The sequence below is a fragment of the Streptomyces sp. NBC_01276 genome, from assembly GCF_041435355.1.
GTDB lineage: Bacteria > Actinomycetota > Actinomycetes > Streptomycetales > Streptomycetaceae > Streptomyces.
On the sequence record NZ_CP108442.1, the window covers coordinates 2,775,360 to 2,799,743 of the forward strand.

Sequence of the window (24,384 nt, forward strand, 5' to 3'; positions counted from 1 at the left end):
CGCGGTTGCACAATGCCCCCTGGGTGAGCGTCGGATGACGTGACGTCAGGGGGCTGTGCGGTGCGGGTGGGGGATCGACTGGCGGACCGGTACCGGCTGGACCGGCGGCTCGGCGCGGGGGGCATGGGCGAGGTGTGGCGCGGCCACGACCTGGAGCTCGACCGTGCGGTGGCCGTGAAGGTGCTGCTGGAGGCCGCGACGAACGAGGAGCTGATCGCCCGGTTCCGGCGGGAGGCCACCATCGGGGCGCGCCTGCAGCATCCGGGCATCACGGTGGTGCACGACGTGGGCCGGCACGAGGGCCGGCTGTTCATCGTGATGGAGCTGCTGTCCGGCGAGGACCTGGGGGCGGTGCTGGCCCGGGAGCGGGGCGGGCTGCCGGCCGCCGTCGCGGTGGACCTGGCGGCGCAGACCGCCGAGGCGCTGGCCGCCGCGCACGAACGGGCGGTGGTCCACCGGGACCTGAAGCCGGGGAACCTCTTCCTGCTGCCGGGCGGCCGGCTCAAGATCTGCGACTTCGGCATCGCGCACTCCGCGGACGCGACGGCGGGCTGGACGGTCACGGGGCGGATCTTCGGCACGCCGCCGTACATGGCGCCCGAGCAGTGGCGGGGCGAGCACGTGGACGCCCGCTGCGACCTGTACGCGCTGGGGTGCGTGCTGTACGCACTGCTGAGCGGGGAGCCGCCGTTCGGATCGGCCGAGCCGATGTACGTCCTGATGCGGCGGCACGTGGAGGACGCCCCGCTGTCGCTGCGCGAGGCCGGGGCGGCGGTGAGCCGGGAGCTGGACCGGCTGGTGCTGGGGCTGCTGGCGAAGGCGCCGGCGGACCGGCCGGAGTCGGCGGAGGCGGTGGCGAAGGCGCTGCGGGGCCTGCCGGTGGCGGAGCCGGTGCCGGCCGCGGTGGGGGGCGGGGCCGGGGGCCCGGTCGCCGTCCGGGACACCGTGGCGGGCACGGCGGCCGGAATCGATTCCGGGACGCGGACCGGGACGCGGACCGGGACGCGGGCACCGGCCCCGGGCGAAGGCCGCGCCGAGGTGCCGGCCGGGGCTCCGGCCACGGCCGGCGGCGGGCCGGAGTCCGGAGGCAGACCGGACGCGGACGGGACCGCCGAGGTGCCGGAGGCCGCGGACGGGCCGGGGCAGGACGGGACCGCCCTCGTACCGGACACCGCGGACGGGCCGGGGCAGGACGGGACCGCCGACGTAGCGCAGACCCTGGACGGGCCGGAAGCGGGCGGGGCCGGGCCCGAGCCGGACGGGGACGGGGACGGGGACGGGGACGCGGGGCTGCCGGAGGCCGTGCGGGAGGTCGTACGGGAACTGCTGCTGGAGGCGGAGGAGACGCTGGTCTCCCTGCCGCCGGGCGCCGGTGACGTCCGCACCGAGGGGCTCGCCCTCGCGGCGGAGGCCGCGGCCCGCTTCGACGCGGGCCTGGCGAGCCGGCTGCTGAACGACGCCGAGCTCTGGGCGTGGACCGACGGGGACGGCGACGGCGCCCGCGTCGCCGCCCTGCTGACCGGGCTGGCCCGGCGGATCTCCCGGGACGCCCCCCGCCGCACCGAACGGGTGCTGACCGACGCGCAGCAGGCGTTGTTCACGGTGTCCGGACCCGCCCGCGCGGCCCGGCTGCGCAAGGTGGCGGAGGAGCTCGCGGCGGTGGCCCCGGAGCGCGGTGTCCGGCTGGCCGAGCGGCACTTCGCGGGGAGCTCCGCCGAGGAGGCCGTACTGGCCCGCGCGGTCCTCGCGAGCGCCCCCACCGATCCCGCCCGCGCCGAGCGCTACCTGGCCCGGATCAGGAGCGCCGCGGTCCGCGCGGCCACCGAGTCGAAGTCCGTCACGGCCGTGGCCCGGCACGACCTGGCCGCCGCGCTGCGCCTGGCAGGCCGGGTCCCGGCGGGCGGGGCCCGGGTGCGGGCACTGTGCCGGGTGGCCGGCGAGCGCTCCGCCGTCGGGGACCGGGCGGGCGCGGCCGAGGCCCTCGGCGCGGCGGAGCGGACCCTCGCGGAGCTGGTGGCGGGCCGCGCGGACCGGCTGCGCGGGCAGGCCCCGCGGCACACCGTCGAGGGTGGCGCCGCGCGGCTGCGCGAGCGGGCGGACGCCCCGCGCCGGCCGGACCTCCCCGACACCGGCGACGAGGAGGTGGACACGGCCCGCGCGGCCCTGGAGGCCGCCCGGGAGCTGAACGGCCGGGGCCGGGGCTCCGTGCTCCGCCCGGCCGGCGCCCGGGAGCGGGCGGCCGCCGCGCGCGGGCTGGCCGGGGCCGCCGAGCGGGGGCGGGAGCTGGCCTGGATCGCCAGGGACTGCACGGCGGGCGCGCCCTGGCTGGCCGGGGCCGCGTCCGATCCCGGTACCCCGCCGCCGCACGGGGTGGCGGTGACCCTGAGCCCGGAGTCCCGGCTGCCGGTACGGCCCTCGCGGCCGGCCGGACCCGGCACGGAGCGGTGGCGGTCGGGGGTCCGCCCGGAGTCGGTGCACGCGGCCGGGGACGCCGTGGTGTGGACGGCGGGCGCCGAGGTGGGTGTCGTGGGGGCGGCGACCGGGGCGGCGCGCTGGACGGCCTGGTCCGACGAGGGGGTCGCGGCGCCGCCGCTGCCGGAGCCGGAGCGGGTGTGGTGCGCGGCCGACGCGGACAGCGTGTGCGTGGTGGTGGAGTCGGGTGGCGGGCCGTGGGGGCGGCTCGTGGTGCGGGAGCCCTCGGACGGGCGGGTGCGCTGGTGGCGGGAGCTGGACCGGGCCCGCCCGGGTGCGCCCCTCACCCTGACGGGAGGCCTGGTGCTGTGGGCGTCGGAGGGTGCGCTGACCGCGCTGGACAAGGCGAGCGGTGAGCCGGCCTGGCGGCATCCGCTGGCGGGCGACGGCCCGCGCACGGTGACGGTGGCGGGCGAGTGCCTGGTCCTCGGCGACGGCCGGCAGCTGCGGGCGCTGCACCTGCCGAGCGGGGTGCCCCTGTGGTCCTGGCCCCGCGGGTACGGGTCCGGGGGCGGGGGCCGGGCGGTGCCGGACGTACCGGCGGGGGCGGTGCCCGTGCTGGACGGGGGTGTCGTGCGCGCCCTGGACCGGCGCAAGGGGTACGAGCTGTGGCGCTTCGACCCGGGCACGCCGACGGCCCGGCTGCTGTCCGCGGACGGGGTGGTGTACGTGGCCGCCCACCGTGCGGAGCAGGGCTGGGACGTGGTGTTCGCGCTGGACGCGGAGACGGGCGCGGTGCGCTGGCAGCGGCCGGTGACCCGGCACGACGGGCCCGGCTGCGCGCTCGAACTGCTCGGCGTGCGGCGGGGCGTGCTCCACGTGAGGTCGCTGCGCGGCGGACGCCGCGGCCTGCTGGGCCGTACGGCGCCGCCGTTCGTGACGGGTCTGGACCTGGACGGGGGGAAGCCCTGCTGGCAGTGGGACCACACCGCGCTCGCCGGCCGTCGGCCGGCCCTGACCCCCGACACGCTGGCCCTCCCCCTCCCGGAGTTGACGGGCGTCGCCCTCCCGTAGGCTCCGGGTGCGTGGGTACGCAAGCCCCCATACCCTCCCAAATGTGACTGCGTCGAGAACACGGGCAACCGCCGGGATATCCGTACGGACCGGGCTGGCCCTCGCGGCCGCGCTGCTGGCGTTCGGCGGGTGGGGGGTCGCCGGGGCGCCGCCCGCCCGGGCCGAGGATCCCGTCACCCTGTCCGCGCAGGGGCAGATCACCGACCGCGTGGGGGCGCTGGGCGACCGGAAGCCCGCCGTCGCGGCGGCGCTGGACAGGCTGTACGCCGACCACCGGATCCAGCTGTTCGTCACGTACGTGCACGACTTCTCCGGCCGTTCCGCGCAGAGCTGGGCGGACGCCACCGCGCAGAAGAACGGCCTCGGCCGGAACGACGTGCTGCTGGCGGTGGCGACGGGCGCCCGCCAGTACGCCTATTCGGCCGATGTGGACTCCGGTTTCACGCCGGAGCAGCTCGCGACGGTCGCCCGCACCGCCATCGAGCCGGCCCTGAGGCAGAACGACTGGGCGGGCGCGGCCATCGGTGCCGCCAACGGCTACGGCGCGGTGCTCGGCGGGCAGCCCGTCCCGGTGCCGACGATCACGCCCGGCGAGCCCGACCCCGGCGGCGGGCAGAGCGGCGGGAGCGGGGCCGGGGACTTCGTGCTGCCGGTGGTCGTCGTCGGCGCGGCCGGGGCCCTGGGGGTGTACGCGTACACGCGCCGCAAGCGCGGCGGGGGCGGCGGCCGCGGTACGACGACGGCCCATCCGGGCTGGGACGGCGCCAGGGCGGAGCCGACGCCGCTGCCGGAGCTGGACGGCCGGGCCAAGGCGCTGCTGGTGGAGACCGATGACGCGGTCCGCACCAGCACCGAGGAACTGGGTTTCGCCACGGCCCAGTTCGGCGAGGAGGCGGTGGCGGCCTTCACCGGGGCCGTCGAGTACGCCAAGGACGAGCTGACCCACGCCTTCCGGCTGCGCCAGCAGCTGGACGACGCCTACCCGGAGGACGACGCCACGCGGCGGCGGATGCTGGAGGAGATCGTGGCGCGCTGCACGGAGGCGAACCGGCGGCTCGACGCGGAGTCGGCGGACTTCGACCGCCTGCGGGACCTGGAGAGGAACGCCCCGCAGGCCCTGGCCGCGGTGGAGGCGCGGTTCGGCGCGCTGAGCGGGCGGACGACGATCGCCGAGGCGACCCTGACGGCGCTGGCGGGCCGCTACGCGGACTCGGCGTCGGCGCCGGTCGCCTCCAACGCCGCGCAGGCCGAGGACCGGCTGCTGTTCGCGACCACCCGTCTCGGCGAGGCGCGGACGGCGGTCGGCGCCGGGGACAACGGCAGGGCGGCCGTGCACGTGCGGGCGGCGGAGGGCGCGGTGGACCAGGCGGCGACCCTGGTGGACGCGGTCGAGCGGCGGGCCCGGGAGCTGGCGGAGGCGGCCGGGAAAATGCCGGGCGCCCTGACCGAGACGGAGGGCGACCTGGCCGACGCCCGCGGGCTGCTCACGGGTACCGCGGAGGGTTCCTCCACCGGCGACCTGCGGGGCCGGATCGGCCGGGCCGAGTCCGTCCTGGCCGACGTGCGCCGGGAGGAGGCGGCCGGCCGCTACGACCCGATCGACGCCCTGCGCCGGATCGAGGAGGCCGACGCCGCCCTGGACGAGGCGCTGGCCGGGGCGCGCGAGCGGGAGGGCGGGCGGCAGCGGGCGGCGGCCCTGCTGGACCAGGCCCTGCTGTCGGCCCGCAGTGCGATCGGCGCGGCGACGGACTACGTCACCACCAGCCGGGGCGCGGTCGGCAGCCAGGCCCGCACCCGGCTGGCGGAGGCGCAGCGGCACCTGGAGCGGTCGGCGTCCCTGGCCGGCCAGGACCCGGCGGGCGCCCTCGCGGAGGCGCAGCAGGCGGACTCCATGGCGCGGCAGGCGCAGCAGCTGGCGGAGCAGGACGTACGGGCCTACCAGGACCCGTACGCCGGTCGGCGCTCCGGCGGCGGGCGGGGCGGGGCGGTGCTCGGCGGGATCATCCTCGGCGAGATCCTGCGCGGCGGCGGGGGCTTCGGGGGCGGGCGGGGCGGCGGTTTCGGCGGGGGCGGCGGCAGCGGCCCGGGGTCGTTCGGCGGGGGCGGCACCCGGGGCCGGATGGGCGGTGGCGGCCGCTTCTGAAGCCGCGCGGCGGCGCAGGACCCAGGACACAGACCCCACGGCCCCCCCACGGCCCCCACGGACCCCACGGCCCCCGGATCCCACGGACCCACGGCCCCCACAGGCCCCGCACGGAGCCGCACGGACCCCGTCAGGAGAGACCCGTCATGAGCAAGCAGACCATCCTCGGCCGTGTCACCCAGCTCGCCAAGGCCAACATCAACGCGCTGCTGGACCAGGCGGAGGATCCGCAGAAGATGCTCGACCAGCTGATCCGCGACTACTCGAACAACATCTCGGAGGCCGAACAGGCAGTGGCGACCACCATCGGCAACCTGCGGATGCTGGAGGCCGACCACAAGGAGGACGTGGACGCCGCTGCCGAGTGGGGCGTCAAGGCCCTCGCGGCCAGCCGGAAGGCGGACGAACTGCGGGCGGCGGGGTCCACGCCGGACGCCGACAAGTTCGACAACCTCGCCAAGGTGGCCCTCGGCCGCCAGCTGCAGTCGGAGAAGGAGGCGCGGACGGCGGAGCCGGTGATCGCCGCCCAGACGGAGGTGGTGGACAAGCTCAAGGCGGGCCTGGACTCGATGAAGGGCAAGCTGACGGAGCTCCAGGCCAAGCGTGACGAGCTGGTGGCGCGCGCCAGGACCGCGCAGGCGCAGAACACGATGCTGGACGCGGTCAAGAACATCGACGTCATGGATCCGACCAGCGACCTCAACCGTTTCGAGGAGAAGGTCCGCCGCGAGGAGGCGATGGCGACGGGCAGGCAGGAGCTGGCCGCCTCCTCCCTGGACGCCCAGTTCGAATCGCTGGAGGACCTGGGCAGGACCTCGGAGGTCGAGGCCCGCCTCGCCGCGCTCAAGGCCGGCACGGCGGCGTAGTCCCCCGCGCCGTCACAGCCCGGCGAGGAAGGCCCGGACGGCGGACTCGACCCCGGCCGGGTCCTGGAGCTGGACGAAGTGGTCCGCCTCCAGCGTCACACAGGCCGTCCCGGGCCGCCGCCGCGCCATCGCGGCGGCCTGCCCGGCGGGCAGGGCCTGGCTGTTGCGTCTTGTTCAATACGCTTGTGTAGATCGATGTCCGCGGAATCCCCGACCAGCCGGACCCCTGCGACGGCGGGCGGTCGCCCCGGGCCGCACCGGGGCCCGGAGCGCGGCGGCCACCGGCTGCCGGCGCGCCCCGGGCTCGCGGGTCACCCGTACATGCTCAGCAGCTGCTCCGCGGAGAGTTCGGTGACGGTCTCTCCCGGCCCTCCGGGCATGGGGAGGGGGAGTTCGAACCAGACCGTCTTGCCGCGGTGCGTGCGGCGGGTGCCCCAGCCGGCGGAGAGGAGGCCGACGAGCTGGAGGCCGCGGCCGCCCTCGTCGGTGTCCCGGGCCCGGCGGCGGCGGGGCTGGGCCAGGTTCGCGTCCCACACCTCGCACACCAGGGTCCGGTCCAGCAGCAGGCGGAGTCGGATCTCGCCCTCCCCGTACCGCAGGGCGTTCGTCACCAGCTCGCTGACCAGCAGCTCCGTGGTGTCGAGCAGACCCTCCAGACCCCAGGCCGGAAGCTTCGTGCGGGCCAGTTCCCGGGCCCGGCCCACCGAGCGGGCCTCGCGCGGCAGCTGCCAGTCGCCGACGGCGTCCACCGGCAGCCCCTGCACCCGCGCCATCAGCAGGGCGATGTCGTCCTCCCCGTGCCGGGTGTGCAGGGTGTTCAGGACGTGGTCGCAGATCTCCTCCAGCGGCCGGGCCGGATCCGCGACCGCGTCCCGCAGCCCGCGCAGCCCCTCCTCCAGGGGGTGGTCGCGGGACTCCACGAGCCCGTCCGTGTACAGGGCGAGCAGCGCCCCCTCGGGGAGTTCCACCTCCACCTCCTCGAAGGGTTCGCCGCCCACCCCGAGCGGCATCCCGGTCGGGATCTCCAGCAGCAGGCCGGGGCGCGGGACCCCGCCCTCCTCGGCCGGTTCGACCAGCACGGGCGGCATGTGGCCCGCGTTGGCGATGGTGCAGCGCCGGGTCACCGGGTCGTAGACGGCGTACACGCAGGTGGCGAGGTACACCTCGGAGCGGTCGGCGTCGCGTGCGTGCAGGGCCGCGCGCGAGGCCTGCTGGGAGCCGCCCCCCGCGGCGCCCGGGGGACCCCCGTGGGCGCCGAGGCCGCGGGCCACCTCGTCGAGGGCGGTGAGCACCTCCGCCGGTTCCAGGTCCAGCAGCGCCAGGGTCCGTACGGCGGTGCGCAGTTCGCCCATGGCGACGGCGGCCCGCAGTCCGCGCCCCATCACGTCGCCGACGACCAGTGCCGTGCGGTGCCCGGGGAGCTCGATGACGTCGAACCAGTCGCCGCCGACCTCGGTGGCCGCGTTCCCCGGCAGGTAGCGGCAGGCGATGTCCAGTCCGGCCGCCTCCGGGTCACCCGGTGGCAGCAGGCTGCGCTGCAGGATCAGGGCCCGTTCGTGCTCGCGCCGGTAGAGGCGGGCGTTGTCGATGCAGACGGCGGCGCGCGCGGCCAGTTCCACCGCGACGGCCCGGTCCCGTTCGCCGAAGGGCTCGCTGCCCTTCGTGCGGGAGAACTGGGCGAGGCCCACCACCGTGTCGTGGGCGACCATCGGGACGATCAGGGTCGACTGCACGAGCCCGTCCGGCGCTCCCCCCTCGATCAGCCGGGGGCGCGCCGTGCGCAGGGCCAGCGCCCCGGGCGACGCCGCCGGATAGCGGTGGGTCTCCCCTACGGAGACCAGCGGGCCGGGCCCCGACAGCGGTGCGTCGGACACCGCGGAGGCGAAGGCCACCCGCCGCAGCGGCGCGGACGGGGCCCGGCCGGCCCCCTGGCCGGGCAGGGAGGGCACCCCGGGGCCCTGCGGGCGGGCGGGCCGGTCGTCGTCGCCGAGCAGGAGCCCTTCGTAGAGGTCGACGGCGGCCAGGTCGCAGAAGCCGGGGACGGTGACGTCGAGGAGTTCGCGGGCGGTGGTCTCCAGGTCGAGGGAGTTCCCGATCCGGTGCCCGGCCTCGTTGAGCAGGGCGAGGTTGCGCCGCACCCCGGCGGCCTCGCGGGCGGCGAGGTGGCGGCGGGTGACGTCGGTGCCGAGGCCGGCGATACCGATCGGACGGCCGGTGCCGCCGTGCACGCGGTAGAGGTTGATGGACCAGTGCCGGTGGTCCCGGCTGCCCGGGGCCGCGCCGGTGATCCGCAGGTCGGTCACGGACTCGCCGGTCTCCAGCACCCGGCGCAGGGCCTCGGCCATCCGGTCGGCCTCGTGCGGCGGCAGGTAGTCGTGCACGGTCCGGCCGCGGTGCTCCTCCGCCGCCCCGCCGAAGACGGTCGCGAAGCGGCGGTTGGCGCGCTGCACGGTCAGGTCCGTGCCGAAGAGCAGGAACCCGAAGGGAGATTGGCCGAATATGGCCTGCGAGGCGGCGAGGTCGGACTCGATGCGCCGCAGCGCGCGCACGTCGACGACGACGCACAGCGCGGCCCGTTCGGCGGTCTCGGTCTGGGTCGGCATCACATAGATCTCGGCCACTCCGTGCTCGCCGTCACCGCCCGGGATACGGAAGGGGACCAGGCCGGTCCACTCCTTGCCGTCGAGGATCTCCGCGACCTTGCGGTGCCCGCCGGCGCGCAGCTCCGGCGGCATGAAGGCGTCCACCGGATCGCGCCCCACCGCCTGGGCCGCGGTGAGCCCGAACAGCTCTTCCGCGCGCAGACTCCACTGATCGATGAGCCCGTCGGGCCCGATCGAGAAAGAAGCGACCTTTATGTAGTCATATATCGAGCCAGGCGGGCTGCTGTGCCACAAGGAGTCGTGCCACGTCTCCCCGGGCACTCGGGCCTGATGTGCCTGCGCAGGTATCTCGCTCACGCGACCGTCCCCTCCAGCTCACCGCAACCGGACCGGCCATGACCGAAGTATTCAGCACCACGGCCCCGTACGGCACGGCGTTCACGATCACAAAAGGGTCCCGTTGTTTTCCGGCCACGCCCGGTGGGTCTCCACCGGACGTCCTCCGGGAGACCCCCTGCCGCCCTTCACCTTGTTACTCACCAGGAAGAGCCAACTCGAACCACACGGTCTTGCCCGACTTCCCGTGACGGGTTCCCCAGCGCTGCGCCGAGACGGCGACCAGATGCAGTCCGCGCCCGCCCTCGTCGTCCGGCTGCGCGACCCGTTCGCGGGGTGGATCCGGAAGCGGATCGGAAACCTCCACCAACAGGGCGGGGCCTCCGGCCAGACCGGGGGTGGCGGGACCGCGCCGCACCAGACGGACCCCGATGGGACCGGAGGCGTAGCGCAGGGAGTTGGTCACCAGCTCGCTGACCAGCAAGACGGTCACGTCGCCCACGGAATCCAGCCCCCACGAGCGAAGGGTGCCGCGCACGGCGTGGCGGGCGGTCCGGACGGCACCGGGCTCGGCGGGAAAGGCCCACTCGGCGCATTCACCGTCTGTGTCGATCACGCCGATCACTTCCCGGGCCACCAGCGACCCCAGTCCGGTTCGTCGGGGACGAAAGGGGGACGAGATAGGGACTAATAGCGACATACCCGATATTTGAGGCGTCGTACCACCCGATCCCGCCCGATCCCCCCGGCACCGGCGCACTGTGGCGCAGACGGCCTACAGCGTGCGCTTCATGCGCCCCGGTGCGCCCCGGTGCGCAGCCGCCGGCCCGCTTCGGCGACGGCCGGGCGGTCCTGGTCGAGCCAGTCCACCGAGTCGAGCTCGTGCGGCCCGAGCCAGCGCAGCTCGTCGTGGTCCTCCAGCGGCTCGGGCTCCCCCGAGAGCAGCCGTGCCGTCCACACGTGCAGGACGAGTCCGGGCCTCACCGGCCACTCCCCCGGAATCCGCTCCACCGCCTCGGTCTCGACGCCGAGCTCCTCGCGGAGTTCGCGCACCAGCGCCTCCGGCACGGACTCGCCGGGCTCGGCCTTGCCGCCCGGGAGCTCCCACCGGCCCGCGACCTCGGGGGGCGCACTGCGCCGTGCGGCCAGCAGCCGCCCGTCATGACAAAGGGCTCCGCCCACAACCACACGTACGGTCATGAGCGGAGCCTATGCCAGCGCCGACTGTCAGTTCATCGTGGCAGTCTGGCTGCCCTGTTCGATCCGCTCGACCCAGTAGAGCTGCTCGTGTCCCCGGTCGTCGAGGCTGTCGACGACCTTCTGGGCCTCGGCCCGGGTGGGGTACCGGCCCACCCGGTAGCGGTTGCCGTTGTCGTCCTGACGTATGACCAGCCATGGAAGCAGGGCACCGCTGTCGTTCATCGCGCTTCACCCTCCGCCGACGTACATGCCCAGGAAACCGCATTGCGCATATGCCGGAGCTTACGCCCGACCTTTACTCAGCGGATACGGTTTTTCACAAAGAGGTACCTAGGGGGCGTACGCATCCGGCCAGGCGTACGAGGGGGCCGTGCGCGCCGGTTCGGACCGGGCGCGCGGGCGCTGCCCGCAGGGCCACCGGACCGGCCCGCGCCCCCTTGCGGCAGACGTCCCCGCAGGTCGCATCGGGGGAACGGCGCAGCGAACGGACCGGCCCCGGCCACGCGGGGCGGTCGGCGACGTCCGGGAGCGCGTACGCCGTCTCGCACGCGGCTCGGGCAGGGGTCGCGATGACGTCCGTGACCGCCGCGTCCGGGTCGTCGACGGTGTCCGGGCTGGCCAGGCGGCGCTTCCCACCCGACGCCCGGGCAGTCAACGGGCACAGCAGCAGGGCGAGTCCGCCGGCGAGGAAGGCGGAGAAGGCCCCGGCGCGGGCGCCGAAGAGGCCGGAGGAAGCGAGCGTCGAGGCGGTGGAGCCGATCACCATCGCGCCGAAACCCGCCGGGTCGACGGCCTACGGGCAGGCCCGCTCGAACTCCGCGCAGGACGGGCCGAGTCCGCGCCGCCTGTCGATCACGAGGTCGGCGGGCACGGCGGGCACGGCGGCGAACGGCGCGGCCCGGCGGCACAGTCCGGGCCGGCGCGGCCCCCCGGCGGGGCCCCGGAGGGCCCGGCCAGGCCCGGCCGGGGCCGGGTCAGCGGACGGGCAGGTGGTACGAAAGGCGGTAGCGGTCCGCCGGAACGACCACGTCGGCCGTCTCCACCGCCCGCCCCGACGCGAAGTACGTCCGGCTCACGACCAGGACCACGTGCCCCGGGACGCCGCCCAGCGACATGCTCTCCTCTGCCAGGCCGGGCCGGGCGCCGACCTCCTCGACCACGTTGTCCACGACCACGTCGATCGCCGCCATCCGGTCCACCACCCCCGAGCCCCCGAGCGGCCCCTCCTCGGGCAGCATCACCGGGGTGCGGCCCGTCACGGCCAGCGGCTCCCAGGAGGTGGACAGCATCATCGCCTCGCCCGCGTCGCGGAAGACGTACCGGGTGCGCATGACGCGGTCGCCCGGTTCGATGCCCAGCCGCTTCGCGATCTCCGCCGGTGCGCCGGTCTGCTCGCTGCTGGACTCCCACGTGCCGCGCGCGCCCGCCTCGGCCTGCTCCTGCCGGAACGGGGTCGAGGCGCCGCCCGTGCGGTAGCCGGAGCGGGCGACCCGCCGCGGGACCGGCTGTTCGCGCACGTACGTACCGGACCCGGAGCGGCCTTCGACCAGCCCCTCCGCCATGAGGACCTTGCGGGCCTCCAGCGCGACCGTGTCGGAGACCCCGTACTCCTCTCGGATCCGGGCCTGCGAGGGGAGCCGGGCGTGCGGGGGCAGGGACCCATCGACGATCTTCCGCCGCAGCTCCCCGGCGACGCGCAGATAGGCCGGCTGCTCACCGAAAGTCACGGGCCACTCCCATCAGGTTGACAGACAGCTACACCCTGGCAACCCACCGTTGAAGTGCGCAAGCACGGGCCAGAGTTTCACTCGAAGTGATGAAGCCTGGTCACTCAAACCCGTTACCGCGCGTTACCCACGAGGCCTCGGGCCGATTCCGACCCGGACCCGCTCCCCGAGCCCTGGCCCGAGTCTGCGGGGAACTCCTCAAGCCACTCCGGAACCCGGGTCGACAATCCGTACGCACCCCGCAGCGCCTTCTCCGTGTCGATCGTCGTGGCCCCCAGCGCCGCGTCCCACGCCCGCTGGAACTCCTCCGCCTTCCCCGCCCGCGCGGCCCGCTGCCACTGCTCGCGCGCCGCCCCGACCTCCTTCAGCAGGGCTTCCGCCGCCGGACCCACGCCCGGCCGTGACGCGACCTCCTGCAGCAGCCCGGCCTCCGCGCCCAGCGCCCCGTCGACCTCGCGCGCCCACGACCGGTACTCCGCCAGCGCCACGCCGAGCTCGCGCCGGGGATTGTCGCCCAGCACCTGGTCGGACTCGTTCAGCACGCTCAGCAGGGCCACCTGATCGACCGTGAGCATCCCGGAGTCCTTGCGGAGACTGCCCCGGTGCTCGCGGCCCGAGGTGCCGATCACGCACAGGAGCCCGTGGTCGCCGTCGCGCCAGGTCTCGCCCGTGGGGGCGAAGTAGAACATCTCCGCGTACGGGGGCAGCGCCCACGTGTCCATCGCGTACGCGTCCTGCGCCTTCCAGCACGCCTGCGCCGCCGCCTCCTTGAGCTGCGTCGTGCCGGGGGATCCCGTGAGTCCGAGGGGGCCCGTGGACGTCACCTCGGCGTCGTGCACCCGCTCGCAGCCGATGCGGTGGATCAAGGGGTCCTCTTCGAGGAGGTCGCCGCCGGGGACGTTGAAGCAGTCGCCCGCGCGCAGTTCGCCGATGCCCGTCAGCTCCCCCTCGACGCGCGCCGGCTCCCACGCCGGGCCGAGCCGCCCGAGGACCGTCCCCCCGTAGCGGCCCGCGCCGAGGACGAGCACCGCCGTCATCGCCACGGAGACCGCCAGGCCCACGACCGCCAGCCCCCTGCCGCGCTCCCCCTTGCGCGCGATCTGCACCAGCGCCACGACCCCGAAGACGATCCCCAACGGCGGCAGGCACAGCAGCCCGACCAGCAGGGAGGCGAGTGCGAACCCGTTGAGGGCCGGCCGGAACGGGCCCTGAACCACGGGGGGCTGGTACGGGGGCGGGGTGCTCACGGGGTGAGGTGCTCCATCGAGGGGGATGCGGGGAGGGGGCGAACGAACGCGCGAAATAGTACGCAGCGAGCCATCCGCGCAGACGAACACCCCCCTCTCGCCTTCGGGCGGCAGGAGACACGTTCGCGGCTCCGGGCCCCTGACTAGGGTGGTTCACATGGCGATTCGCGCCGTGGTGTTCGATGCCGGAGAGTGCCTGGTCGACGAGACACGGGAATACGGCACATGGGCGGACTGGCTTGGCGTCCCCAGGCACACGTTTGCCGCGATGTTCGGCGCCGTCATCACCCAGGGCCGCGACTGCAGGGACGTGTTCCAGGAGTTCCGGCCCGGCTTCGACCTCACGGAGCAGCGGGAGGCTCGCGCGGCAGCCGGGAAACCGGAATGGTTCGGCGAGGACGACCTCTGCCCCGACGTACGGCCGGCGCCGGCGGCCCTGCGGGCGGCCGGACTGCGGCTGGGCATCGCGGGTAATCAAACGGTCCGCGCCGGCGGGCTGCTGCGCGACCTGTTCACCACCGACGTGGACCTCATCGGCACGTCCGACGACTGGGGCGCCAGCAAGCCGGACATCGCCTTGTTCGAGCGCGTCGCCGACGTCGTCCCGTACGCCAACGACGAGATCCTGTACGTCGGCGACCGTGTCGACAACGACCTGCGCCCCGGCGCAGCCGCAGGCACGCACACCGCGGACCCTCGCCGCGGCTTCGAGCGGGCCACGCCCCACCGGCCGCCCGGACACAACCGCAGATGGGGCCCGGGTTCGAACCGGACCCCATCTGCTCTCTCACTGTGCGGGATTCACGAAGTGCCCGGCCGTTCGTCCGGGCGGGGTTCGGGTCAGAACTGCAGGGCCCAGGAGTCGATCTTGCCGGTGTCCGCGCCGGCGAGGTCGGCGACCCGAAGCTTCCAGACCCCGTTGGCGACCTCGGAGGAGGCGTTCACCGTGAAGGTCTGGACGATGTCGTCGGCGCTGCCGCCGGTGCGGTTGCGGAGGTTGTAGACGGTCCCGTCGGGGGCGACGAGGTCGACCTTGAGGTCACCGACGTACGTGTGCTTGATGTCGACGGGCACGCTCAGCGTCGCCGGGGCGTTGCCGGAGATCCCGCTGACGGTGATCGGCGACTCGACGGTGGAGTTGTCGTTGATCGCGTAGTCGGCGGCGTTCTCGAAGCGGGTGCCCGGGTTCGGCGGGGTGGTGCCGGCGCCCACGTTCAGCAGGCGGTTCGGGGAGCCCGTGCCGGGGCCGGTCACCACGTTCGGGGTGGCCGCCGCGACGAGGCCGTCACGGACCTGCGCCGGGGTGCTGGCCGGGTTCTGGGAGAGGTAGAGGGCCGCGGCGCCGACCACGTGCGGGGTGGCCATCGAGGTGCCCGAGATGGTGTTCGTGGCGGTGTCGCCGGTGCCCCACGAGGAGGTGATGGAGGAGCCGGGGGCGAAGACGTCCAGGACGGAGCCGTAGTTGGAGTAACTGGCCTTCGCGTCCGTGTTGGTGGTGGCGCCGACGGTGATGGCCTCGGCGACGCGCGCCGGGGACTTGGTGGAGGCGTCGGTGGACTCGTTGCCCGCGGCGACGCCGTAGGTGATGCCGGAGGCGATCGAGTTGCGCACGGCGGTGTCGAGCGCGGAATCCGCCCCGCCGCCGAGCGACATGTTGGCCACGGCGGGCTTGACCGCGTTGCGGGTCACCCAGTCGATGCCGGCGACGACCTGGGCGGTGGTGCCGGAGCCGTTGTTGTCGAGGACGCGGACGCCGACGATCTTCGCCTTCTTGGCCACGCCGTACGTGGTGCCCGCGACGGTGCCGGCCACGTGGGTGCCGTGGCCGTGGCCGTCCTGGGCGGTGTTGTCGTTGTCGATGGCGTCGTAGCCGTAGGAGGCGCGCCCGCCGAGGTCCTGGTGGGTGATCCGGACGCCGGTGTCGATGATGTACGCCGTCACCCCCTCGCCGGCCTTGTCCGGGTGGGTGTAGCTCTGGTCGAGGGGGAGCGCGCGCTGGTCGATGCGGTCCAGGCCCCAGGACGGCGGGTTCGGCTGGGTGGCGTCGACGGTGAAGACGCGGTTCTGCACGACCGACCTGACGGCCGGGTCGGCGGCGAGCTTCCTGGCCTGCGCCTCGGAGACCTCGACCGAGTAGCCGTTGAGGGCGGCGCTGTAGGTCCGGTCGATCCTCGCCCCGTACCGCTTGGCGACGGCCTTGCCGCTGTCGGCGGTGGAGCGGGCCGCGGAGTCGTCCAGGGTCACGATGTAGCTGCCGGGGACGGACCCGGCGGCCCCCGCGTTCTCGATGACGCCCTGCGCGCCGCGGTCGGCCGCCGAGGCGGGTAACGCGGCGGCGGCGCCGAGCGCGAGGGCCACGACGGCGATCGCGCTGACGCCGGCGGTCTTCCGGCGGGTGTGACGCATCACGGACATGTGAGGGTCCTCCTCATAGGCGGTGCGCTGCGGGGGTCTGTGCGGGGTTCTGTGCGGGGTTCTGTGCGCGGGGCCGAGCGGGAATCCGTAGGGCCCGCCGAAGGCTCTTTTGGCGTGGTCATGACAATGCATTGGGCCCAACGGGCCGTCGCCTCCGAAAGGTTGACCCACCCGTGCGCCATCCCACAAGAGGACAACGGACGCGTAACATCCGTGCCATATACCGGCCATGAACGAGCAAAGGTGGTCCGCACGTGACGCACGCACTCCCTGGTTACCTTTGCCCCGAGGACGGCACGCGCGCGGACGTGCGGACCGCGCCGTGGTGCTGCCCCCTGTGCGGAGGTCCGTGGGACCTCGACTTCACGCCCGATCCGGCCGCCCCGCTGGAACCGGCGGCCGGTCCCCCCTCCCTGTGGCGGTACGCGCCCGTACTGCCGCTGCCGGGGGCGTTCTCCGTCTCCCTCGCGGAGGGGCACACTCCGATGGTCCCGCTCGCGGAGCGGATTCACGCCAAACTCGACTACCTGATGCCGACGTTGTCCTTCAAGGACCGGGGCGCGGTGATGCTCGCCGAACTGGCCCGGCGACTGGGTCCCGAGCGGGTGATCGCGGACAGCAGCGGCAACGCGGGGACCTCGGTGGCGGCGTACTGCGCGCGGGCCGGGCTGAGTTGTGAAGTCTTCGTGCCCGAGGGCACCTCGGCGAAGAAGACGGAACAGATGCGGGCGCACGGGGCGGCCGTGCGGATCGTCCCCGGCGGGCGCGAGGCCACCGCGGAGGCCGCCCGCGCCGCGGCGGACGCGCCGGGGGTCTTCTACGCGAGCCACGTCTTCAACCCCTACTTCCTGCACGGCACGAAGACGTACGCGTACGAGATCTGGGAGGCGCTCGGCGGTCGCCTCCCCGACGCCCTCGTCGTCCCCGTCGGCAACGGCACGCTGCTGCTGGGCGCGGCGCTGGCCGTGGAGGAGCTGGCCCGGCGCGGGGTACGGGCACCCGCGCTGATCGCGGTGCAGGCGGAGGCGGTGTCCCCGCTGGCGGCCGCCTTCGCGGCGGGCGCGGAGGACGCGGAGCCGGTGCCCCAGCTCCCCACCCTGGCGGAGGGCATCGCGATCCCGGCGCCGCCGCGGGCCCGGCAGATCCTGGCGGCGGTCCGCAAGTCCGGCGGGACCTTCCTGACGGTCCCGGACGACCGGCTGCGCGCGGCCCAGCGGGACCTGGCCCGGCGCGGCCTCTTCGTCGAACCGACGGCGGCGGCCTGCTGGGCCGCGGTCGGCCCCGACGCCCCGGGCGACCCGCTCCAGGGCCGCACGGCGGTCCTCCCCCTGTGCGGCGCGGGAGCGAAGACGGGCCTGGCCGCCTGACCCTGCCGGGCCCCGCCGGGCTCCGGGAACGATCCGGACCGGCGGGACCCCGGCCGACGGCGGAGCCCGACCGGTGGGGCGCGAGCAGCGGGGCCGGCCTGCGGGACCCGATCGGCGGGGCGCGGGCAGCAGGGTGCGGCCGGCGGTCCCGGACAGCGGTCCCGCCGGGCCGCCGTGGACGGCGGAAATTCGCCAGCCCCCGACCGTCCGGTCTGCTGGACTGGGGTCATGACCACGACAGCCGACCTCGCCGCACGGGCCGCCGCCTTCGCCCGTCTGCACACCCCCGCCGCCCCCCTCGCCCTCGCCAACGTCTGGGACGTCGCCGGCGCCCGCATCGCCCTCGCCGCCGGCGCGCCCGCCGTGGCCACCACCAGCGCCGGCGTCGCCTGGTCCCTCGGGGCGCCCGACGGCGACGCCCTGGCCCGGGACCGGGCCCTGGACCTGATCGCCCGCGTCGCCGCGGCCGTCCCCGTCCCGGTCACCGCCGACATCGAGGGCGGCTTCGGCGCGGACGCCGCCGCCGTCGGGGAGACCGTCACCGGGGTGCTGGCCGCCGGCGCGGTCGGCGTGAACATCGAGGACGGCGACCGCGCCCCCGCCGAGCACGCGGAGCGCCTGGCGGCGGCGCGCGCCGCCGCCGCTGCCGCCGGGGTCCCGCTGTACGTCAACGCCCGCGTGGACACCTACCTGCGCGGGCTCGGCGCGCCGGAGGGCCGTCTGGAGGAGACCCTGAGGCGGGCCGCCGCCTACCTCGACGCGGGCGCCTCCGGCATCTTCGTCCCCGGCGTCCACGACCCCGCCGTCCTCGCCGAACTGGCCAAGGGCATCGACGCCCCGCTCAACGTGCTCGCCGGTCCCGCCACCCCGCCGGTCGCCGAACTCGGCGCGCTCGGCGTGGCCCGGGTCAGCCTCGGGTCCTGGGTGGCCGAGGCCGCGTACGCCGTCGTCCGGCGCGCCACCGAGGAGCTGCTCGCCGGCGGCACCTACGGCTCCCTCGCGCACGCGCTCCCGTACGGCGAGGTGAACGCCCTGCTCAAGGGGTGAGATACCGGGAAGCGTGCAGACGGCAACGACCATAGGATCCGGCCATGAGCACCCCGAGCCCGCTGGTGGGCGAGTCCGAGACCGCCCCGCGCCGCCGGACCAACGGCGCGGTGTGGACCGCCCTCGGCCTCGTGTACGTCGTCTGGGGCTCGACGTACCTCGGCATCCGGATCGTCGTGCAGACCATGCCGCCGTTCCTGTCCGCGGGGGTGCGCTTCCTCACCGCCGCACTGGTGCTGGCCGTCGTCGTCGCCTGCCGGTACGGGCCGGGCGCGCTGCGCGCGACCCGCTCGCAGATCGGCTCGGCGTTCCTGGTGGGCCTGCTGCTGGTGCTGGGCGGCAACGGCCTGGTGGTGCTGGCCGAGACCTCGCTGCCGTCGGGACTGGCCGCCCTGCTGGTGGCGGCGGTGCCGATGTGGTTGGTGGTACTGCGGGCGGCCACCGGGGACCGACCGCCGGCGCGGACCCTGGCCGGGGTGCTGGTGGGGTTCGCGGGGCTGGCGGTGCTGACCAGCCCGGGGCTGAGCGGTGAGGTCCGGCTGTCGGGGGTGCTGCTGGTGCTGGCGGCCTCCGTACTGTGGTCGCTCGGCTCCTTCTCGGGGTCGAAGCTCCCGGCGCCGGGCAACCCCTTCACCGGCAGCGTCTACCAGATGCTCGCGGGCGGCACGGGCGGGCTGCTGGTGGGACTGCTGCGCGGGGAGCAGCACGGCCTCGACCCGGGTGCCTTCTCCCCCGCCTCCTGGCTGGCGCTGGGCTACCTCGTGCTGATCGGGTCGGTCGTCGGTTTCACCGCGTACGCATGGCTGCTGCGGTCGGCGCCGCTCTCGCTGGTGTCCACGTACGCCTACGTCAATCCGGTCGTCGCGGTCGCGCTCGGTGCGCTGATCCTCGACGAGGCCCTGACCTGGCCGATCGTGCTCGGCGGGGCGATCGTGGTGGCGGGGGTCGTCGTGATCGTCAGTACGGAGCGCCGGAAGTAGCGCCGCAGGGGGGCGTCGCGTCAGCCGCGGGCCGCCTGCTCGTAGAGGGCCTTGGCCTTCTCGTCGTAGAGCGCGGCGGTGGAGTCCACGTCCGTGTCGCCGCCGCTGAGCACTCCGATCAGCCGGCCGGGCTGCCCCGTGCCGCCCCGGTCGGCGATCCAGGGGCTGCCGCTGGTGCCCGTCCAGAAACCCGCGCAGCTGATGTACAGCATGTCGGGGTCGTTCACGTCGTGGCGGGTCTGGGTGGTGCAGGAGACGGGCTTGTTCTGCGGGTTGTGCTCCGACTCCGGATAGCCGATCACGGTGACGTCCCGCTCGTACCCGGAGGTCCAGTCGGGCTTCGGCGCCTCCCCCGCGCCGACCCGCTGCTGCAGGCTGCGGCCGTCCTCGTCGGGCTCGATGGTGAGGAAGGCGAAGTCGGCGGTCTCGTCGCCCCACTTCGTCCAGCGTTCGTCCACGTGGATCGAACGGACCTTCCACACGCCGAGGGGCTGGGTGCCCGCGCCCTCCCCGGAGAAGGCGGGGGCGAAGGAGAGCTCGCCGATGGCGAGGCCGTCGTGGGCCACCTCGCCGATGTGCCCGTCCTCGCCGGCGGGGGCGACGCAGTGCGCGGCGGTCGCGACGACGTTGCCCCGGGGGCTGTCGACCACGCTCGCCGTGCACCAGTGCTCCCCGTTGGCCATGAGCACGCCGACGGTGGGGAAGGGATGCACCGACTGGTCGCCCGACGCCCTGAGGAACACGACGGCGCACAGCGCCGCGATGCCCGCGGCGGCGGCCGCCGACGCCCCCTTCACCACCGGGCTCATCGCACGGCGGGATCGGGCGTAGGTCCCTGCATCACCTTGCTGATCCACGCCAGGGAGCCCTCCCTCATGCCACGTACGTACGACTTCCCATTGTGCTCACCATCCTGGATCACCTGGAGGCGGGTGTGCACGGGGCCCTTTCCGTAGGTGCGCATGAAGCCTTCGGCCAGTTCCCGGCCGCTCTCCTTGGTCCCGATCTGGAAGTTCACGTAGACGTCCGGGCCGCCCTCCCTGATCAGCTTCTCGGCGAGCTTCTCGGGGTTGTTCGCGTCCATGGCCTGCCGGTTCCCCTTCCACAGCGGGGAATCGGGGACGATGTCGACCCCGCTGGCGATGACGGCCTTGAAGCGCTCGGGGTACTTCAGCACGTCCTTCAAGGCGCCGAACCCTCCCGAGGAGGAGCCCATGAAGGCCCAGCCGTCGCGGGAGGTGAAGGTGCGGAAATTGGCCTTCGCGAAATCGGGGACGTCCTCGGCCATCCAGGTGCCCATCTTGGGCTCTCCGGGGATGTCGGAGCCGTCGAAGTGGTGCTTGGTGTCGGCGTTGATCACCGGCATGACCAGGATGAAGGGCAGGCTGGTCCCGGCCTTGAAGCCGTCGATCACGGCCTGCTGGAGGCCGAGCCCCGGGCCGGTGCCCCAGTAGTTCTTGGGGTAGCCGCGGCCGCCCGGCAGGGAGATCAGCACGGGGAAGCCGCTCTTGGCGTAGCGCGGGTCGTCGTACTCCTTGGGCGCCCACACCCACACGTCGCCGGTGAAGCCGGACTTCGCCCCGGTCAGGGTGGTCATGCCGATCTGCGTGCCGTCCGGCAGCCTGCTGGTGCGCACGAACGCGGCCTTGGGGCCGGTCGGCATCAGCACCCCCGGCCGGATGTCCTGGGCGGCGGCCGACTCCTGGATCTTCCCGAAGGACACCGGGTCGCCCATGTCCGAGAAGAGCCCGAAGGCGTACGCCGCGCCGCCCCCGGCGGCGAGGGCGAGCGCGACCGCACCGCCGATGAGGGCCCGGCGCAGGCGCTTGGGGCGACGGCCGCCCTCGGTCGTGGGGCCGCCGTCGCCTTGATGGTCATACTGCACGGATTCGTTCCCGTTCCTTCTCCGGCGCCCTGGTTGGGCACGGGTCGGACCGATAGGTCCCCCTTACACACCTGTACAGAGGTGTGAACGACCGTAGGGGTTGCCTGGGACCGGTGCGACGTGGCGAGGGCCACGTGGCGGACGGGCGTTCGGGTGGAGCGGGCTTCGGGGGTGGGGGCGGGCGTCCGGGGCGGGGCGGGTCAGCCGGCCTCGGGCTTCGGGCCCTTCAGCACCTTGCTGACCCACTCCAGCGAGCCTTCCTTCATGCCTCGCACGTAGTGCCAGCCGTTGTGCTCGCCGTTCTGGATGTCGCGGATGGTGGTCTTGACGGGGCCCTTGCCGTACTCGCGCACGAACTTCGTCATCCGGTCCTTGCCGGTCTCCTTGGTGCCGACCTGGAAGTTGATGTAGACCTCGGGGCCGTTGGAGTCGATCAGCTTCTGGGCGAGCTTCTCCGGGTTGTTCGCGTCCATCTCGGCCTGGTGGCCCTTCCAGAGCGGGGAGTCCGGGGTGATCTCGCCGCCGCTGGCGATGACCGCCTTGAAGCGGTCCGGGTACTGCAGGACGGTCTTCATGCCCACGAAGGCGCCGGAGGAGGAGCCCATGAAGGCCCAGCCGTCGCGGGATTTGTACGTACGGAAGTTCGCGCGGGCGAAGTCCGGGACGTCCTCGGCCATCCAGGTGCCCATCTTGGGCTGGCCGGGTATGTCGGCGCCGTCGTAGTAGTACTTGTTGTCCGGGTTGAGCACCGGCATGATCACGATGAACGGCAGGCTGGTGCCGGCCTCGACGCCCTCGGCTATGGCCTTCTGGAGGCCGAGGCTGCGGTCGGCCCAGTAGTTCGTGGGGTAGCCGTTGCCGCCGGGGAGCGCGATCAGGACCGGGAAGGCGCTCTTGGCGTACTTCGGGTCGTCGTACTCCTTGGGGGCCCAGACCCAGACGTCACCCTCGAAGCCGGATTTGGCACCCGTCAGGCGGGTCTTGGCTATGACGGTGCCGTCGTCGAGCTTGGTGGTCTGCTTGAAGTCGGACTTCGGGCCGGACGGCATGAGCACGTCCGGGTCGCCGGTGGGCTTGGGCGGGGCCACCGGGGCGGCGCTCGGGGACTTCTGCCCGGAGCCGCCGGCCGCCGGGGCGGCCCGGTCGGCCGCCGGGCCGAAGCTGACGGCCTCCCCGTTGCCGGAGAACCACTCGTTCTTCCAGGCGGCGAAACCCCCGCCGCCGAGGAGCAGCGCGCAGGCCACGCCCGCGCCGATCCAGATCGCGCGCCGGGAGCGGCCCCGGCCCCGCCCCGGCTCGGGGTCGGGGCCGGACGGCTGCTGCGGGTACTCGTGCACGGACTTCGCTCCGAACGGTCGGGGCTGCCCCGGGGCGGGGCAGAACGGCTGGACACACATCCACTGGTCCTGATGTGCGAGTGTCCTGGAAAGTTCCGAATCCGCGCAAAAACAGGGGCGGAACTTCCGGTGGCCGTGCCCGGATCCCCCGGTCACTTCGGGGTCACTTCAGGGTGTCGAGCACCTCGGCACAGCGTCCGAGCAGTTCCACGAGCCGCTCCCGGTCCTCGGCGGAGAGGGCCGCGGCGAGCGCCCGTTCGACCCGGACGGCGCCCTCGTCCGCCCGCTCCATCACGGCCCGGCCCTCCTCGGTGAGCCGGGTCTCCAGCACGTTGCGGTGCCACTCGTGGGGGGTCCGCTCGATCAGCCCGCGCTCCTGGAGGTTCTTCAGGACCGTGTTCATCGTCGGCGGCGTGACCCCGCAGAGCCGGGACAGGGCGGCGGCGGAGATGCCGGGCTTCTCGGCGAGCCAGAGCAGGGCCGCGTACTGCGGCACCGTCACGGCGGCCGGCCGGCACGCGGTGTTCTTCGCCGCGAGGAGTGCCTGCTCGGCGCGCTTGATGTGCGAGCCGATGCGCGCCTCGGGGGGCATGGACGTCATGGAGGGAATCCTACGACCCTTGCCAATCATTAGAACTCTAACTACTCTTCGAACTCACCTGACAAGAAGGATGCACCCATGCCTAAGCTGTCGAAGCCCCTCGCCGTGGCCCTCGCCGTGTCGGCGGCCTTCACCGTGGCCGCCGCGACTCCGGCCGGTGCCGCCGCGCCCGCTCCCGCGTCGCCCGCCACCGCCGCGCCCGCCACCGCCGCGCCCGCCCCCCGGATCTCGACGGCGTTCACCCTGCCCGGGGCGAAGGTCTACCCGGAGGGCATCGCCTCCGACCCCCGTACGGGCACCGTCTACGTCGGCTCGTACGCGGACGGCACCGTCTACCGCGCCCGGCCCGGCGTCCGCACCGCCGAGGTCTTCCTCCCCGCCGGCGCCGACGGCCGGCACACGGCGAACGGCCTGCGCGTCGACGCCCGGGGCCGGCTGTGGGTCACCGACTCCACGACCGGGGTCGCGGTGTACGACACCCGCACCGGAGCACGCCTGGCCCACTTCGAGGTCCCGGGCACCGGGCCGCGCTTCATCAACGACCTGACCATCACCCCGGACGGCACGGCCTACCTCACCGACAGCGCCCGCCCCGTGATCTACCGGGTCACCCCGGCCCAGCTGCGCGCGGGCTCCGGCGCCCTGACCGTCGCCCACGACCTGACCGGGCACCTCACCCCGGCACCCGCCGGCAGCTTCGCCCTCAACGGCATCGTCTCCGACCCGGCGGGCCGCTACCTGCTGGCCGTCGACATGACCGCGGGCGACCTCCACCGCGTGGACCTGCGCACCGGCGCCATCAGCCGCGTCGCCCTGACCGGCGGCGACCTCAAGGCCGCCGACGGCCTCGACCTCTCCCCCGAAGGCACCCTGCGCGTGGCCCACAACCTCCCCAACACCCTGACCCGCTGGCAGCTCAGCGCGGACGGCACCCGCGCCCGCCTGACCCGCACCCTGACGGACCCCTCGCTCCAGATCCCCACCACCCTCACCCACACCCGGGGCCGCACCCTGGTGGTCCGCTCCCAGTTCGACCAGGGCGGCCCCATGAACCCCACCGGCGGCACCCCGACCACCTTCACGGTCGCCGAGGTCCACGGCCTCTGACGGCGGGCCCCGGCGGGCCGGGCCTCAACGGGCCGGG

General features: G+C 74.5%; 19 protein-coding genes and 1 pseudogene. 8 read left to right on the forward strand and 12 right to left on the reverse strand.

Going from position 1 to position 24,384, the window contains the following annotated elements; translation table 11 throughout:
* The first annotated feature begins 66 nt into the window (after window positions 1-66).
* From OG295_RS11775 to OG295_RS11785, 3 genes are all read left to right on the forward strand, one after another.
* Complete coding sequence (locus tag OG295_RS11775; protein ID WP_371676826.1) at window positions 67-3,486, forward strand: protein kinase; 3,420 nt, start codon at window positions 67-69, stop codon at window positions 3,484-3,486.
* 43 nt (window positions 3,487-3,529) lie between these two features.
* Window positions 3,530-5,629 (forward strand): TPM domain-containing protein, encoded by a 2,100-nt coding sequence (locus OG295_RS11780; protein WP_371676828.1) that lies wholly within the window; start codon window positions 3,530-3,532, stop codon window positions 5,627-5,629.
* A 146-nt stretch (window positions 5,630-5,775) separates the two neighbouring features.
* Window positions 5,776-6,495: a PspA/IM30 family protein gene (locus OG295_RS11785; protein WP_371676829.1), complete on the forward strand. Its 720-nt coding sequence runs from the start codon at window positions 5,776-5,778 to the stop codon at window positions 6,493-6,495.
* 311 nt (window positions 6,496-6,806) lie between these two features.
* Here the strand turns inward: OG295_RS11785 and OG295_RS11790 are convergent, their stop codons facing one another.
* The 7 genes from OG295_RS11790 to OG295_RS11820 form a co-directional block, all read right to left on the reverse strand.
* Window positions 6,807-9,392 (reverse strand): SpoIIE family protein phosphatase, encoded by a 2,586-nt coding sequence (locus tag OG295_RS11790; protein ID WP_371681169.1) that lies wholly within the window; start codon window positions 9,390-9,392, stop codon window positions 6,807-6,809.
* Window positions 9,393-9,630: 238 nt separating this feature from the next.
* Complete coding sequence (locus OG295_RS11795; RefSeq protein ID WP_266844006.1) at window positions 9,631-10,059, reverse strand: ATP-binding protein; 429 nt, start codon at window positions 10,057-10,059, stop codon at window positions 9,631-9,633.
* Between the two features lie 164 nt (window positions 10,060-10,223).
* A complete protein-coding gene (locus OG295_RS11800) occupies window positions 10,224-10,634 on the reverse strand; it encodes a (deoxy)nucleoside triphosphate pyrophosphohydrolase (protein WP_371676830.1) in 411 nt (136 codons plus the stop codon).
* Window positions 10,635-10,661: 27 nt separating this feature from the next.
* Window positions 10,662-10,856: an SPOR domain-containing protein gene (locus tag OG295_RS11805; protein ID WP_371676831.1), complete on the reverse strand. Its 195-nt coding sequence runs from the start codon at window positions 10,854-10,856 to the stop codon at window positions 10,662-10,664.
* Window positions 10,857-10,950: 94 nt separating this feature from the next.
* Complete coding sequence (locus OG295_RS11810; RefSeq protein ID WP_371676832.1) at window positions 10,951-11,400, reverse strand: hypothetical protein; 450 nt, start codon at window positions 11,398-11,400, stop codon at window positions 10,951-10,953.
* 208 nt (window positions 11,401-11,608) lie between these two features.
* On the reverse strand, window positions 11,609-12,361 hold the full coding sequence (locus OG295_RS11815) for a GntR family transcriptional regulator (RefSeq protein WP_371676833.1): 753 nt from the start codon (window positions 12,359-12,361) through the stop codon (window positions 11,609-11,611).
* A 113-nt stretch (window positions 12,362-12,474) separates the two neighbouring features.
* Entirely contained in the window at window positions 12,475-13,608 is a 1,134-nt protein-coding gene (locus tag OG295_RS11820) for a DUF4190 domain-containing protein (protein WP_371676834.1), read from the reverse strand.
* 157 nt (window positions 13,609-13,765) lie between these two features.
* On the opposite strand from OG295_RS11820, the pseudogene OG295_RS11825 reads away from it, so the two are divergent.
* Window positions 13,766-14,428 (forward strand): annotated as a pseudogene (locus OG295_RS11825) (HAD family hydrolase); the annotation flags it as partial.
* 20 nt (window positions 14,429-14,448) lie between these two features.
* Here the strand turns inward: OG295_RS11825 and OG295_RS11830 are convergent.
* A complete protein-coding gene (locus tag OG295_RS11830) occupies window positions 14,449-16,023 on the reverse strand; it encodes a S8 family serine peptidase (RefSeq protein ID WP_371676835.1) in 1,575 nt (524 codons plus the stop codon).
* Between the two features lie 254 nt (window positions 16,024-16,277).
* Between OG295_RS11830 and OG295_RS11835 the strand changes: the two genes are divergently transcribed.
* The 3 genes from OG295_RS11835 (at window position 16,278) to OG295_RS11845 (ending at window position 19,417) form a co-directional block, all read left to right on the forward strand.
* On the forward strand, window positions 16,278-17,390 hold the full coding sequence (locus OG295_RS11835; RefSeq protein WP_371676836.1) for a pyridoxal-phosphate dependent enzyme: 1,113 nt from the start codon (window positions 16,278-16,280) through the stop codon (window positions 17,388-17,390).
* A gap of 228 nt (window positions 17,391-17,618) precedes the next feature.
* Window positions 17,619-18,437, forward strand: coding sequence for an isocitrate lyase/phosphoenolpyruvate mutase family protein (locus tag OG295_RS11840; RefSeq protein ID WP_371676837.1), 819 nt, complete (start codon window positions 17,619-17,621; stop codon window positions 18,435-18,437).
* A gap of 44 nt (window positions 18,438-18,481) precedes the next feature.
* The gene (locus OG295_RS11845) at window positions 18,482-19,417 is read left to right on the forward strand and encodes an EamA family transporter (protein ID WP_371676838.1); all 936 of its coding nucleotides are present in this window, start codon (window positions 18,482-18,484) and stop codon (window positions 19,415-19,417) included.
* A 20-nt stretch (window positions 19,418-19,437) separates the two neighbouring features.
* Here OG295_RS11845 and OG295_RS11850 read toward each other — a convergent pair whose 3' ends face one another.
* The 4 genes from OG295_RS11850 to OG295_RS11865 all read right to left on the reverse strand — a co-directional run bounded on the left by OG295_RS11850 (window position 19,438) and on the right by OG295_RS11865 (window position 23,240).
* Window positions 19,438-20,226 carry a serine protease gene (locus OG295_RS11850; RefSeq protein ID WP_371676839.1) on the reverse strand — a complete coding sequence of 263 codons (789 nt, stop codon included), beginning with the start codon at window positions 20,224-20,226 and terminating at the stop codon, window positions 19,438-19,440.
* Complete coding sequence (locus tag OG295_RS11855; RefSeq protein ID WP_371676840.1) at window positions 20,223-21,302, reverse strand: alpha/beta hydrolase; 1,080 nt, start codon at window positions 21,300-21,302, stop codon at window positions 20,223-20,225. Before OG295_RS11855 ends, OG295_RS11850 begins: the two co-directional genes overlap by 4 nt.
* A 200-nt stretch (window positions 21,303-21,502) precedes the next feature.
* Window positions 21,503-22,639 (reverse strand): alpha/beta hydrolase, encoded by a 1,137-nt coding sequence (locus OG295_RS11860; RefSeq protein WP_371676841.1) that lies wholly within the window; start codon window positions 22,637-22,639, stop codon window positions 21,503-21,505.
* A 163-nt stretch (window positions 22,640-22,802) separates the two neighbouring features.
* Window positions 22,803-23,240, reverse strand: a complete 438-nt coding sequence (locus tag OG295_RS11865; protein WP_371676842.1) for a MarR family winged helix-turn-helix transcriptional regulator — start codon at window positions 23,238-23,240, stop codon at window positions 22,803-22,805.
* 78 nt (window positions 23,241-23,318) lie between these two features.
* On the opposite strand from OG295_RS11865, the gene OG295_RS11870 reads away from it, so the two are divergent.
* Window positions 23,319-24,347: an SMP-30/gluconolactonase/LRE family protein gene (locus OG295_RS11870; RefSeq protein ID WP_371676843.1), complete on the forward strand. Its 1,029-nt coding sequence runs from the start codon at window positions 23,319-23,321 to the stop codon at window positions 24,345-24,347.
* Window positions 24,348-24,384 lie beyond the last annotated feature (37 nt).